General features: G+C 72.7%; 11 protein-coding genes. 4 read left to right on the forward strand and 7 right to left on the reverse strand.

Going from position 1 to position 13,798, the window contains the following annotated elements; translation table 11 throughout:
• Positions 1–111: 111 nt before the first annotated feature.
• The gene (locus NS184_RS03925) at positions 112–1,311 is read right to left on the reverse strand and encodes an amidohydrolase (protein ID WP_058724834.1); all 1,200 of its coding nucleotides are present in this window, start codon (positions 1,309–1,311) and stop codon (positions 112–114) included.
• Positions 1,312–1,548: 237 nt separating this feature from the next.
• Between NS184_RS03925 and NS184_RS03930 the strand changes: the two genes are divergently transcribed.
• Together NS184_RS03930 and NS184_RS03935 are read left to right on the forward strand one after the other, a co-directional pair.
• Positions 1,549–2,646 (forward strand): Fic family protein, encoded by a 1,098-nt coding sequence (locus tag NS184_RS03930; RefSeq protein ID WP_152998044.1) that lies wholly within the window; start codon positions 1,549–1,551, stop codon positions 2,644–2,646.
• Positions 2,647–2,705: 59 nt separating this feature from the next.
• Positions 2,706–4,889 carry a S9 family peptidase gene (locus NS184_RS03935; RefSeq protein ID WP_058724836.1) on the forward strand — a complete coding sequence of 728 codons (2,184 nt, stop codon included), beginning with the start codon at positions 2,706–2,708 and terminating at the stop codon, positions 4,887–4,889.
• 114 nt (positions 4,890–5,003) lie between these two features.
• Here NS184_RS03935 and NS184_RS18190 read toward each other — a convergent pair whose 3' ends face one another.
• From NS184_RS18190 to NS184_RS03950, 3 genes are read right to left on the reverse strand one after another with little or no spacing between them, the layout of a single operon-like run.
• Positions 5,004–6,545: a CYTH domain-containing protein gene (locus NS184_RS18190; protein WP_058724837.1), complete on the reverse strand. Its 1,542-nt coding sequence runs from the start codon at positions 6,543–6,545 to the stop codon at positions 5,004–5,006.
• Complete coding sequence (locus NS184_RS18195; RefSeq protein ID WP_058724838.1) at positions 6,542–7,381, reverse strand: hypothetical protein; 840 nt, start codon at positions 7,379–7,381, stop codon at positions 6,542–6,544. Before NS184_RS18195 ends, NS184_RS18190 begins: the two co-directional genes overlap by 4 nt.
• Positions 7,378–7,716, reverse strand: a complete 339-nt coding sequence (locus NS184_RS03950; protein ID WP_058724839.1) for a PadR family transcriptional regulator — start codon at positions 7,714–7,716, stop codon at positions 7,378–7,380. Before NS184_RS03950 ends, NS184_RS18195 begins: the two co-directional genes overlap by 4 nt.
• 89 nt (positions 7,717–7,805) lie before the next feature.
• On the opposite strand from NS184_RS03950, the gene NS184_RS03955 reads away from it, so the two are divergent.
• On the forward strand, positions 7,806–8,078 hold the full coding sequence (locus tag NS184_RS03955) for a mycoredoxin (protein WP_058724840.1): 273 nt from the start codon (positions 7,806–7,808) through the stop codon (positions 8,076–8,078).
• Between the two features lie 138 nt (positions 8,079–8,216).
• Here the strand turns inward: NS184_RS03955 and NS184_RS03960 are convergent, their stop codons facing one another.
• Both NS184_RS03960 and NS184_RS03965 read right to left on the reverse strand, forming a co-directional pair.
• Positions 8,217–10,352 (reverse strand): DEAD/DEAH box helicase, encoded by a 2,136-nt coding sequence (locus tag NS184_RS03960; RefSeq protein ID WP_058724841.1) that lies wholly within the window; start codon positions 10,350–10,352, stop codon positions 8,217–8,219.
• Between the two features lie 511 nt (positions 10,353–10,863).
• A complete protein-coding gene (locus tag NS184_RS03965; RefSeq protein ID WP_058724842.1) occupies positions 10,864–12,108 on the reverse strand; it encodes an aminoglycoside phosphotransferase family protein in 1,245 nt (414 codons plus the stop codon).
• An 80-nt stretch (positions 12,109–12,188) separates the two neighbouring features.
• On the opposite strand from NS184_RS03965, the gene NS184_RS03970 reads away from it, so the two are divergent.
• Positions 12,189–13,220, forward strand: coding sequence for an FUSC family protein (locus NS184_RS03970; protein WP_058724885.1), 1,032 nt, complete (start codon positions 12,189–12,191; stop codon positions 13,218–13,220).
• Between the two features lie 121 nt (positions 13,221–13,341).
• On the opposite strand, the gene NS184_RS03975 is transcribed toward NS184_RS03970, so the two are convergent.
• A complete protein-coding gene (locus NS184_RS03975) occupies positions 13,342–13,671 on the reverse strand; it encodes a hypothetical protein (protein ID WP_058724843.1) in 330 nt (109 codons plus the stop codon).
• Between the last annotated feature and the right edge of the window lie 127 nt (positions 13,672–13,798).

Below are 13,798 nucleotides of genomic sequence, written 5' to 3' on the forward strand. Positions count from 1 at the left end.
GGGAGGCCCGTGGCGACGTCGCCACGGGCCTCCCGTCCGCAGGCTCGGTCGGCGCGCCCGGCGCATCGCTCCGCGATGCCGACGAGCCGGGCGCACCCGTCCGTCACCCGTTCACCAGCGCTCGCTCGTGACGCCCTGCCCGTCGGCCCACTCGAACACCTGGGCGCCCTCGATCCAGACGCGCGTCGCGCGGCTGGTCGCGGCGAGCGGATCGCCGTCCCAGAGAACGAGGTCGGCGTCGTGGCCCACCTCGAGTCGGCCCACGCGGTCGCCGAAGCCGAGGATGTCAGCCGGGTTGACCGTGAGCGCCTCGAGCGCGGTCTGCCACGGCAGGCCCTCCTTGACGGCGGCGGTGGCCTGGTCGACGAGCATGTTGATCGGCACGACCGGCGCGTCCGTCGTGATGGCGACCCGGACGCCGGCCGCGGCGATCGTGGCGAGGTTCGGGATGCCGCGGTCGCGGAGCTCGACCTTCGACCGGCTGGTGAAGAGCGGTCCGTAGATCACCGGGATCGCCTTCTCCGCGAGGACGTCGGCGATCTTGTGCGCCTCGGTGCCGTGGTTCACGACGAGGCGGTAGCCGAACTCCTCGGCGAGGCGGATCGCGGTCGCGATGTCGTCGTGGCGGTGGGTGTGCTGGTCCCACGCGAGTTCGCCGTCGAGCACGCGGACGAGCGTCTCCTTGGTGAGGTCGCGGGCGAAGGGGTCGCCCTTCGCCTCGGCGGCGTCGCGGGCGGCGCGGTAGTTCTGCGCCTCCACGAACGCGTCGCGGATGATCTTCGCGACGCCGAGCCGCGTGGACGGGGTCTGGCCCTTGCCGCCGTAGACGCGCTTCGGGTTCTCGCCGAGGGCGCTCTTGACGCTCACCGAGTCGGAGATGAGCTGCTCGTCGATGGTCCGGCCGCCCCAGGTCTTGATCGCGACGGTCTGGCCGCCGATCGGGTTGCCGGAGCCGGGCTTGACGACGATGCTCGTGACGCCGCCGGCGAGGGCGTCGCGGAAGCCCTCGTCCTGGATGTCGACGGCGTCGATCGCCCGGACGCCGGCCATGTTCGGGCCGGTCATCTCGTTCGTGTCGTTGCCGGCCTCACCGTTGGCCTCCTCGTGGATGCCGACGTGGCCGTGTGCCTCGACGAAGCCGGGGACGAGCCAGGCACCGGCCGCGTCGACCACCGGCATGCCGTCCGGCGGCGAGACGTCCGGACCGATCGCCGTGATCTTCCCGTCCTCGACGACGACCGCCCCGCCGTCGAACTCCGGGGAGGTGACGGGGACGACGTGGGCACCGGTGATGGCGAAGGAGTTGGTCATGCTGCCACGCTATCGGGGGCGCGTGCATGCGACATCCGGATTCCTGGCGGAGCGCTCGCGCACCGTCGTAGCGTGCGGATCGTGCACCCCGTCCCGTGTCCCGACCCGCGCCCGACCTCCCCCGCGGCCGTTCTCGATGGGCTGCCCGCGCCTGCGCCGATCGGACGACCGTGGCCCGCGCACGCGAAGGTCGTCGTGCCGTGGCAGAGCCGTGCGCGCGGGCCGAGGGCCGACCGGATGCTGCGCGAGGTCGCGGCCTCGCTCCCGCCACGGATCGCCGCGGCGGAGTGGTCACCCGATGCCGGCACCGAACAGCTCCTCGCGCACGCAGCACACGCGCTGCGGACCCTCGACGCCGAGCACGGGCCCGTCTTGTCCGGGCTGTCGTCGATCCTGGTCCGGACCGAGGCCGTCGCCTCGTCACGCATCGAGCACGAGTACGCGACCCTCGACGACCTGGCGCGCGCGTCCGTCGGCGGCCGGGCGAACCCGAGCGCGACCGTCGTGGCACGGGCCGGCTCGGCGCTGGAGCGCCTCGCGGCGAGCGCCTCGGACGGTGTGATCGCCGAAGCGGCACTCCTCGCCGCCCACCGAGCGCTCATGGCCGACGACCCGGTGGACGCCGGGTACGCCGGGCGGTACCGCGATGTCCAGAACTGGATCGGCGGCGGAACCACGCCGCGACTGGCGACGTACGTCCCGCCGCCCGCCGCCGAGGTCCCGGGGCTGATGCGTGACCTCCTCGCCTTCGTGCAGCGTGACGACCTCCACCCGATCGCGCAGGCCGCCCTCGCCCACGCCCAGTTCGAGTCGATCCACCCGTTCACCGACGGCAACGGTCGGATCGGCCGCGCGCTCGTCGCCGCGGTGCTCCGTCGTCGGGGGCTGAGCGCGCAGGTGACCCCGCCCGTCGCCGTCGCGCTGGCAGCCGAGCGGACGCGGTACTTCAGCCGGCTCACCGAGTACCGGGACGGCGACGTGGACGACCTCGTCCGCGACCTGGCGATCGCGGTCGGTACGGTCTGCGATGAAGCGACGCTCTCGGCCCTCGTGCTCCGCGAGCACCGGGCGTGGCTCGAGGCCCTCGGGCTGCCGCCGGCGCTGGTCGTCGTCCTGGCGCAGGAGCACTCGGTGACGGAGGACACGCTCGACGGACTGCTCGGCGACCGGGCAGTGGCGGTGGTCCGGCGCCTGTGCGGTGCCGGCGTGCTCCGACCACTGACCGAACGGCGTCGGCGGCGGGTCTGGCGGGTCGAGGGCGTGGCCGCCGAGGTCGAGGCCTTCACCGTGCGGGTCGCCGACGCGGTCGTCGTGCGGGCGTGCCGGGCGGCGTGAGGCTGCCCGTGCGGCCGGACCGCGGGTTCCCTGACGGCACCTGCGCTTAGGGTGGGACGGTGAGCAGCGAGCACGAACAGGCCACCCCGCCCACCGCCGCGAAGCGCCCGGTCACCCGGACGCACCACGGCATCGACTTCGTCGACGACTACGAGTGGCTGCGGGACAAGGAATCCCCCGAGACGCTCGCGTACCTCGAGGCCGAGAACGCCCACACCGACGCCGCGACGGCGCACCTCGCGCCGCTGCGCGACCGGATCTTCGGCGAGGTGAAGGCCCGGGTGCAGGAGACCGATCTCTCCGTCCCCGTGCGGATGGGCGACTGGTGGTACTTCACCCGTACCGCCGAGGGATCGCAGTACGGGGTCCAGTGCCGGGCGCCGATCAGCGGTCCGGACGACTGGACGCCACCGTCGATCGAGGCCCCTGCCGACGGCGGTCCCGGAGCGCTCCCGGGCGAGGAGGTCGTGCTCGACGGCAACGTCCTCGCCGAGGGGCACGACTTCTTCTCGCTCGGCTCGTACGACATCTCCGACGACGGCACCCGGCTGCTGTACGGCGTCGACGTCGCCGGTGACGAGCGCTACACGCTGCACGTGCGCGACCTGACGACCGGCGGCGACCTCGCCGACGAGATCCCGAACACCGGCGCCGGCGCCACGTTCGACCCCTCCGGTCGGTTCGTGTTCTACCCGACGGTCGACGATTCCTGGCGCCCGGACCGCATCTGGCGCCACGCCGTCGGCACGCCCGCCACCGACGACGTCGCCGTGTTCGAGGAGCCCGACGACCGGTACTGGGTCGGTGTGGGGGTCACGCGGTCGTCGCAGTACATCGTCATCGAGCTCGGTTCGAAGATCACCTCCGAGGCGCTCGTGCTCGATGCGGCCGATCCCACGGGCGAGTTCCAGGTCGTCTGGCCGCGGCGCGAGGGCGTCGAGTACGAGATCGAGCACGCCATCGTCGGCGGCAGCGACCGGTTCCTCGTGCTGCACAACGACGGCGCCGAGAACTTCGAGCTGGTCGACGTCCCCGCCGACGACCCCACGTCCGAGCGGGACCGCCGCGTCGTCGTCGCCCACCACCCGGAGCGCCGGATCGAGTCGGTGGACGCGTTCGCCGGGCACCTCGCGCTCGAGTACCGCTCCGAGGCGCTCCCCCGCGTCGCGATCATCCCGATCGAGGACGACGGGTACGGCGACGCGCACGAGGTGCCGTTCGACGAGGTCCTGTTCTCCGCCGGGCTCGGGGGCAACCCCGAGTGGGAGCAGCCCACGCTCCGGATCGGCTTCACGTCGTTCGTGACCCCGTCCGAGGTGAGCGACCTCGACCTCGCGACCGGGGAGGTCACCGTCCTCAAGCGTCAGCCGGTCCTCGGCGGGTACGACCCGGACGACTACGTGCAGGAGCGTGACTGGGCCACCGCGGCGGACGGCACCCGCGTGCCGATCTCGCTCGTGTGGCGCCGGGACGCCGTCGAGCCCGGGCAGCCCGCGCCGCTGCACCTCTACGGCTACGGCTCGTACGAGCACTCCATCGATCCCGGCTTCAGCGTGATGCGGCTGAGCATGCTCGACCGCGGCGTCGTGTTCGCGGTGGCGCACGTCCGAGGCGGTGGCGAGCTGGGTCGGCACTGGTACGAGGACGGCAAGACCCTGACGAAGAAGAACACCTTCACCGACTTCGTCGCGGTGGCGTCGCACCTGATCGACAGCGGCCGGACGTCGGCCGAGCGTCTCGTCGCCGAGGGCGGGAGCGCCGGTGGCCTCCTGATGGGCGCCGTCGCGAACCTCGCCCCCGAGCGGTTCGCCGGCATCCTCGCGGCTGTCCCGTTCGTCGACGCGCTGACGAGCATCCTCGACCCGGACCTGCCGCTCACGGTGATCGAGTGGGACGAGTGGGGCGACCCGCTGCACGACCCCGAGGTGTACCGGTACATGAGCGAGTACTCGCCGTACGAGAACGTCCGCGACGACGTGCAGTACCCGAGGATCCTCGCGGTGACGTCGATCAACGACACCCGGGTGCTCTACGTCGAGCCCGCGAAGTGGACGGCACGGCTGCGTGAGGTCGGAGCGCCGGTGCTGCTCAAGACCGAGATGGCCGCTGGGCACGGCGGTGTGAGCGGTCGGTACGCGTCGTGGAAGGAGCGGGCGTTCGAGCTCGCGTGGCTGCTCGACACGCTCGGGCTGGCCGAGGTCTCGCCGGCCGCGGCGGACGCGGACCCGATCGCCGCCGGCTGAGCGCGCTGCCGGCTGAGCGCGCCGCCGACTGAGCGCTCAGCCGACTGAGCGCCCCGCCGGCTGAGCTCGCCGCGACGGCACCCCGGCCTCGTGGCTGGGGCACCGTCACGGCACTCACACGCGGTTGAGCGTGTGCACGGCTTCGTCGTAGGACTGCTCGGCGAGCCGCACCCGGTCGCCCGCGAGCACGCCGTAGCCGAACGTCCCCTCGCCGCCGCGCTCGGCGATCCCCGAGTTCACCCGCAGCTGCTCGAGCGCGTGCAGTGAGCGGACCCGCTCGGTGAGGACCTCCGCCGCGTTGCCGATCCGCTTCCACAGCGCGTGCGGGAACGCGTCGTCGCCGAGGACGTCCATCGCCATCCGCGCGCGGAGGGTCGCCGTCCACGCGAGTTCGGTCGCGGCGAGGGCAGCGGCCTCGCGCTCGACCACGGCGACCTCGGCGTCCTCGTCGGCGACGGCGTCGCGCACGAGGTCGCGCACGCGGGGCTTCTCGATCGCGGAGACGTCCTGTGCGACGTGCTTCGGGGACCGCAGGGCCCACGCGGTCGGCTCGGGCCGTTCCACGGCGTCGTCGAGCGCGTCGAGCAGCTCGAGGAACGGTTCGGTGTGCAGGAACGACACGACGTCGCGGATCGTGTGCGCCCGCCGTTCGCGGGTGGCGGCGAGGATCCGTTCACGGGTCATCGCGTCGACGAGGGCGTCCTGCGCCGGCGTTGACGCCCGGGGCAACCGCTCGACGAGGTACTCGGCGAGTGCGGCCCGGGCGGTCACCACGGCGAGCGCGTCCGCCGCCTCGGCAGCTCGGTCGAACTCCTCGGTCGGCGCGAACGCCGGTCGGTAGGAGCCCAGGACGGCGGCGATCCCGAGCGCGGTCGATGCGAGCTCGCGGAGGTCGACGGTCGGCGCGGTCGACTGGTCGCGCAGAGCGGCCTGCTGCTCCAGCAGCGCGGCGCGCAGCTTCCGGAGTCGCTTCGCGAGCGCGCGGGCGGCGGTGCCCTTCTCGGGCTTGTCACCGGTCTGGAGGCGCGGTGCGGGTGCGCCGGCGAGCCCGCGTGCCAGCTTGGACGAGACGGCGGCGGGGCCGGCCCCCACCGCGGCGAAGCGTCCGTCGAGGGCGGCGAAGAGCTCGTGGGCGATCTGCTCGTCGACGCCGCCGACGGTCTCGACCTCGACCTCGCGCCAGGTGCGCGGGGTCTCGGGGGCGTCGTCGTCGAGGCGCTGGGCCCGGACGGTGTCATCCGCCAGCTCGGCGATCTGGTCGCCGTCCTCGTCGAGGAGACGCGTGACGGTGCGGGTGGTGGTGATCCGGACGACGGGACGCAGGCCGCGCCCCCGACGCTCGGTGAAGAGCGCGGCGAGCACCTCGTCCGGAACGGTGTCGGCGTCGTCGGTGAGCGGGAAGTGCTGCTCGTGCCGGACGGTGTCCGAGGCCGCGCGCTTGATGTGCCAGCCGGCGTCGGTGCCCCCGGTGCGCCGGCGGACGGTCACCCGTGCGGCCACGAGGTCGTACCGATCGGTGTCCCAGTAGGTGGCGTCGAGCTCGAACGGCTCCTGCCGGTCGGACTGCAGGATGCCCCCGACGCCGATCAGGTCGGGCAGGTCGCCGCCCTCGGGCAGGTCGTAGGTGCGCTCGATCTCGAGGTGCGTGTCACTCACGCGCTCTTGTCTACCAGGGCTCCCTCGGCTGCCACGAACCGGGTCGAGGAGTCCGTCGACATCCGCCCGGCGACGATCGCCGCGAGCAACGCGACCAGGAAGGGGACGATCGCGACCGCCGACGCGATCGCCGCCTTGATCGAGTACGCGAGCTCCGTTCCGTAGACGCTGTTCGACAGGGGGAACACGAGGATCGCCGCCACCACGGGCAAGAGCAGGAGGGACCACGTCCAGCCCGGTCGACGGAGCACGACGAGCGATGCCGCGAGCCACCCCGCGGCGACGATGCCGAGCGAGAGCGCAGGGTGCACGGGTGGGTTGACGGTCCCGGTCGTCAGGGCGAACCAGAGCACACCGACGAGCAGCGCGCCGACCCCACCGAGCACGCGCCGACGGAGCCGCACACCGGTGACCAGCAGCAGGCTGGCGCACACGGAGATCCCCGGCACCACGGTGAGCACGGCGGCATCGAAGACGTACACCGGCATCGCGGCAGCGAAGCCGTTGTACCGCTGCAGGAGACCGAGCAGTGCGCTGCCGGCGAAGTAGGACAGGACCCCGAGCGCCAGGAGCACCGGGATCGTCGGGATCGAGTGCGGCGTACGGCGAACGGAGCCGGGTACTGCGGTCATGGTGGTCCCCCAGGTGGTGCGACGGTCGGCACGGCGGTGGAAGAGCGCCGTGGTGAAGGCACCGAACGCGAGCGCGGTCGGCGAGAGGTCGAGTTCGGCGGCACCCTGCACGTCCGCGGCCCACTGCTCTCGGCGGGTCTCCCGGTGCGCGGTCGGTGACATCGCGACGGCGGCGGCGACGAGCGCGCGGTCGAGCGCGCTCACGACGCCACCGGCCGGTTGGTCGGACGGACGGCACCCGTTGAGCGTGCGGCGGCACGGGCGGCGTCGGCCCGGGCGGCGACGAGCCCGCGCGCCGCGACCGCTCCGTCGCCGGTAAACTCGTAGAGCCGTCGGCGTGGCCCGGACCGCTCGGCGTCGTCGTCCCAGCTGGACTCGATCCATCCGAGCTGCTCGAGCCGCTCGAGGATCGGGTACACGGTGCCCGCCTGCCGACCGGTCGCCTTGATGACGAGCAGTCCCCAGGTCGGTCCGTCCGCGGCGAGCAGTGCGTCGAGGACGTCGAGCGTGGGGGCGGTCACCCGCTTGATCGGTTCCATGGCGCGAGCCTACCTATGTAGGACAAGCAGGTCAAGACATGTAGGACAAGCGCCGGAGCGTGTCCAGGAACCGGGGTTACCCTGACCGCATGAGCGAGACGATCACCCGTGACCAGTTCGTGCCCGAGGCCGGCGGCGTCACGATGTTCACGACGAGCTGGTGCGGCTACTGCGCCCGGCTGAAGAACCAGATGACGAAGGCCGGCGTGCCCTTCCGCGAGGTCGACATCGAGCAGACGCCGGGCACGGCCGAGCTCGTCGCCGAGGTCAACGGTGGCAACCAGACCGTGCCGACGCTCGTGTTCCCGGACGGCAGCACCGCGACGAACCCCTCCCTCGCCGAGGTCCAGTCGCGCGTCTGACGCGTTTGCCCGAAGCGGCCTGCGCACAACCGAAGCCCGCCGGCACCACGTGAATCCGTGGTCCCGACGGGCTTTGGTTGTGCGAACGCGAACGCGAACGCGAACGCGATCGCGAACGGCGCCGTGCCGCGCCGGCCGCTACCGCCCCCCGCGCTCCAGGGCCTCGGTGAGCAACGCCGCCATCGCGTCGAGCTGGATGTCGCCCGAGTCGACGATCTCCTCGTCCGAGCCGTCGAGCGCCCGCGCGGCCAACGACGCCTTCGAGTCGATGAGGTCCGCGATCTTGGTGTCGATCGTCTGCGCGGCGATGATCCGCCACGCGGTGACGGGTTCTTCCTGACCGATGCGGTGCACGCGGTCGATCGCCTGCGTCTGCTCCGCACTCGTCCACGACAGCTCGGCCAGCACGACGTTCGACGCGACCTGCAGGTTGAGGCCGACGCCCGCCGCGGTGAGCGAGCAGACGATGACGGCGACGTCGGGGTCGTCCACGAAGGAGTCGATCTCGGCGGTGCGCTGCGCCGGGGTCTGGTCACCACGGATCGTCGCCGTACGGAGGCCACGGCGGGCGAAGACCTCCTCCGCCTGGTCCATCACGTCGAGGTGCTTCGCGAAGAACACGACCTTCCCGACGTTCGACGCGAGCTGTGCGGCGTAGTCGGCTGCGAGCTGGGCCTTGGCGCGACCGATCCGCCGGACCATCGAGAACACGTTCTCGCCGGGCGACGAGGCGTCCTGGTCCTCGAGCTCCCACCGCGCGACCTGCCGGACGAGCTTGTGGTCGATGCCGACGACCGGGTCCTGCCCGGTGCGGGCGTCGAGTGCCTGGTGGTAGCGGCGGACGAGCTTCGCCGTGAGCTCGCGCTCGGCGTCGCGGATCGAACGCCCCTCTTCACCGTCGAGCTCGACCGGGATGTCGGCGATGCGACGGGCGGGGATGTCGGCGGCGACGTCGACCTTGCGGCGCCGGACGATGCCGAGGTCGATGACGGCCTTCCGCGCCTCGGTGAAGAACCCCTGGTCGGCCGGCGTGAGACCGATCTCCTCGAGCTCGTTCATGAGCTTCGCGCGCGGCTTCTTGTCGTCGATCCAGCCGAGGAACTCCCAGATGGTGCGGAAGTCCTCGACGGAGTTGATGAGCGGGGTACCCGTCAGCGCCATGAGGAGCGGCGCAGCGACCCGGGAGCGGATCTTCTCGGCGAGCTGCAGCACGAACCGCGATCGCTGCGAGTCCTTGTTCTTGATGAAGTGCGCCTCGTCGACCACCATGCCCTTGAACCCGAAGGAGCCGAGCCAGCCGACGTGCCGGTCGAGGATCTCGTAGTTCACGATGACGATGTCGGCGAACCCGTCGAGGTCGTCGCCGTCACCGTGGATGACGGTCGCGGTCCGGTTCGGGACCCACCGAGCTGCCTCACGTGCCCAGTTCGTCTTGACGACGTTCGGGACGACCACGAGCAGCGGGAACGCGTTCGCGGCCTCGGCGGCGAGGAGCGACTGCGCGGTCTTGCCGAGGCCCGGCTCGTCGGCGAGCAGGAACGTTCGGTGACCGTGCGACGCGGCGGCGACCAGCTCGGCCTGGTGCTTCATGAGCGTCGTGCCGGACTTCGAGTGCAGCGTCATGGGCTCCGGCAGCGGCATCGACGCCGCTCCTCCGCCGGCGCCGTACTCGAACGACTTGAAGAGCGGACCGAAGAGCTCCCAGTTCGCCAGCCGGCGCGGGTGTGCGACGGGCTGGTCGGCGAGCGCGAAGTCCGGTGCGAGGAACGGGTTCGCGAGCTGGCGCTGCACGACCGCCTGCGGCACGACGGAGCGCACGGGCGTCTCGACGGTCGGCGCCGGCTCCGTCGCGATCACGAGGTCCTCGGGCTGGAGCTCCATCCCGCCGGCGATCATCATGTCGCGCTTGACGGTGCGCGTCGCCTCGCTGACGGAGGCCTCCTCGGTCAGGAGCTGGATGACGCTCGTGTCGCGCGCCGCGGTCTTCGCGAGGATCGTCGCCACGCCGTCGAGCCGCTTGAGCTGCTCGGCGCGCTGCGCGTCGGTGAGCTCCGCGTCCGCCTTGACCCGTGCACGTTCCTCGCGCATGAGCAGGGCGACCGCCTGGAACTTCGAACGGTTCGACGCCTTGAGCGGTCCGCGCTGGGCCGCCGCCTCGACCTCGCGCACGGCGCGGGCGAGGACGGGGATGACGCCGTCGTTGTCGAGCGGCCTGGTGCGGCGTGACGCGGTCCGCGTCCCGCCGGCAGCACGCCGGGTGCCTGATCGAGCCAACGCTCCTCCTGTTCCGCCCGTTCACCACGGGCGAGCCGCCGATCGGCGGAAGTCTCCGTCCGGGCCCAGGTGGTCCCGGCACATCGCGGGCCACCGTGGCCCGTCGTCCGCCGGTCCCCCGCCGCCACGCTTCCGGAGCGTCCGCGGTCGGTTCCACGCGGGTGTCTGCGGTCACCCACCGGGTGACCGTGTGACGGCCCGCGCCGGGATCCGGCGCCGTCACACGCACGTGACGCCCCCTCGGGGCGGCCACGGATCCGGCACCCGCGTCCGCCAAGCGGCAGACCGGTCCTGTCTGGATGCGACGGGACGCGCGGGCACGCGGTGCGTGCGCGCTCAGTTTACTCCTCGACCACCGACGGAGGCGAGTCGGCATTGCCCGCGCGCGTCGCGCCTCCCGGCCGGTCCGTCCATACCCGACCGGGAGGCGCGGTGCAGGACCGGCGGACCGGCGCCGGACCCACGGTCCGGCCCCGGACGGGAGGCGCGGTGCAGGGCGGGCGGACCGGTGTCAGACCCGCGGTGCGGAGCGCGGACGGACGACACCGTCGGACGGTGCGACCGGGGTCGCCTCGGCGAGCGCGGCGCGCGTCGCCGCGAGCAGCTGCTCCGCGGTCGCGATCCCGGTGGCGGAGCCGGTCGTCGCCTGCCCGCCCGCGTGTGCGAGGAGCTGCGCGCCGATCGCGGGGCCGATGCGGTCGGCCTCCGAGGGGTACCGGGTGACCCAGTCGCGCGCGATCGCGTCCGCGAGCCGTTCGGCTGCCGCGCCCCGGTCGGCGTCACCGCGGGACCGGTGCCAGAGCCCGGTCACCACGAGGTGTGCGACCACGGCGCCCACGTCCCGGACCGGGTAGCCCCAGCCCGCGGTGTCGATGTCGAGCAGTCCGGAGATGCGCCAGGGCTCGTCCTCGTCGACGAAGACCTGCTCGAGGTGGAGGTCGCCGTGCACGACCTGCTTCGTCCCGCTGGTCCACCCGATCGAGCGCCGACCGATCGCGTCGTACAGACGGTCGATCTCCTCGGCGTCCTGCGGCAGCGCGGCCACCAGCGTGCGGCGGTGCCAGTCCGCGTGGTCCATGGCGTCCGCACGGGCCTGCTGGGTCATCGGGACCGTGGCGATCCGGCCGGAGAGCGCGGCGAGCGACGCCACGAACCGCGGGTCGTCGGCGATGTCGAGGATGCGGCTGCCCGCCGGGACCCCACGGATGCGTTCGAGCACCAGCAGCCCGTCGCCGCGGCTCGACAGCACGCGCGGCACCGGGAGCCCGGCCTGGACGAACTGTTCGTGCGACCGGACGATCGGCGCGACGCGGTGCGGGCGCACGACCTTGAGGAAGACCGTGCCCTCCGGGGCGTCGACGCGGACCACGGCACGCTTGCCCGGTCGGTACGCGGCGACCGTCAGCGTCGGGTCGGTGACCGGCATGCCGAGCGTGGTGAGGAGTTCGGCGACGGCGTCGCGGTACGTCACCTGCGGCAGGACGGGCAGGCCCGGGTCGTTCGGGTACGCCCACACCGAGACCGGCTCCCCCGTGGCGGGGTCGGTGACGATCGCGCTGTTCTGGTCGTGCGTGCCGCCGGTGTCGACGTACGTCAGGACCGTCGCCCGCTGCCCGGAACGGTCGACCGTGTCGACCTCGTAGCCGTAGAGGTAGCCGTTGCCCGACGGCTCGACCGAGTGGGCGCGCGCGGCCACCACGGAGGTCCCGGAGCCGGCGAAGGCCTGCGGGATGACACGCTCGTGGTTGGGCCACACGGGATCAGTCAACCGTGTCCGCGCGGTTTCGTCGCGTTCGTGCACGGCCCGTCGTGCGGCTCGTGGCTACCGTGGTCGTCGTGAACCCGGTCGCGAGGCTCCGCAGCTCCAGCCGCACCCCCTTCCTGCAGGTCGTCAAGACCGCGGTCGCGGTGGTCGCGGCGGTGCTCCTCTGCCGGCTGCTCATCCAGGGGCCGTTCCCGACCTTCGCGGCCATCGCTGCACTGCTCGTGGTGCAGCCGAGCATCAACCAGTCCTTCGTGAAGGGGCTCGAGCGGAGCGCCGGTGTCGTGCTCGGCGTCGTCCTCGCGACCGGGGTGCACCTGCTGCTCGGGGACAGCGTCTGGGTGGTGCTCCTCGTCGTCGTGCTCGCGATCCTCATCGCCTGGGCGCTTCGACTGACCCCGACGTCCGCGACCCAGGTCGGCATCAGCGGCATGCTCGTGCTCACCGCGGGTGTCGTCACCCCGAACTACTCCGCCGACCGCATCCTCGAGACCGTCGTCGGCGCGGTGGTCGCCCTCGGGGTGAACGCCGCGCTCGTGCCGCCGGTGTTGCTCGAGCCCGCACACCTCGCCGTCGCCCGGCTCGCTCGGGACACTGCGGCGGCGTTCGAGCGGATCGCGGTCGGGCTGACCGAGGGGTGGGAGCACGACCGGTGGCACGAGGCACTGCTGCAGGCCCGCGCGCTGCGGTCCCAGCACCTCCGTGCCGAGGCGTCCATCGGGGCCGCCCGCGAGTCGCTCACGATGAACCCCCGGCGGAGCCGGCACCGGGACGTCCTCGACCGGGACGTCGCGGTCGCGGAACACCTCCGGGTGCTCGTCACCCGGGTCACCGGCATGACGCGGGCGATCCGGGACAACACCGGGCCGGACCTCGTCGCCGACCCGGTCGTCGGTCGGATCGCCACCGAGGTCGCGCGGATCGGGGCCGACGTCCGGGCGCTCAGCCAGCGGGTGGAGGCGAGCGAGCTGCCCGTGGTGGAGGAACCGGCGTTGACGGCACCCCTCGAGGTCCTGCGGCCGAATTCGCAGCACTGGATCCTGATCGGGGCGTTGCTCGAGGACATCCGGCGCGTGCGCGAGGAGCTCCTCGGCGAGGACGACTGACGCGGGCGCTCGGGCGCGCGGGCGGGCGGGCGCGCGGTCGCTCGGCCGGCGAGCCCGAGTCTCGTGTCCGCCCACGCAGGACTCGGCGGCGCGAGCACGAGGCTCTCCGGCACTGCGTGGCTCAGCGTCGGGCGACGGCGGCCTCGGCGGCGGTGTGCACGATGTCGTCCCAGAGGACGGTCGACGGGACCACGGAACCCGCGTCGAGCACGTCGGCCCGGACGACCTCGGCATCGGCGAAGCGATTGATCTCCGCGACCGCCGCGTCCGTCCCGGCCAGGAGCGCCGCGCGACTCGCCACGTCGGGCACGGCCGTCCGCAGCTCCGCGACGACCCTCCCCCGTCGGTCGTCCGCGAGGCCCGCCAGCCCGCAGACGCTCTTCCAGGCTGCGTCGAGTTCGGCCCGGAGCCGGATGATCGCCGGGTGGTCCGGCGTCTCGGTCATGGTCATGGTGGTGCCCCCGTGCGGATCCAGCGTCGGGCGCGCTCGGTCCGATCGCAGCCTAGCAATGAAGAGAGCACTCCTCATGTCCCTCGAACGCGGGACAGAACGTTCTACTCCGGGAGCGTTCTGTGAC

This window comes from Curtobacterium luteum (assembly GCF_001475545.1).
Taxonomy (GTDB): Bacteria; Actinomycetota; Actinomycetes; order Actinomycetales; family Microbacteriaceae; genus Curtobacterium; species Curtobacterium luteum_A.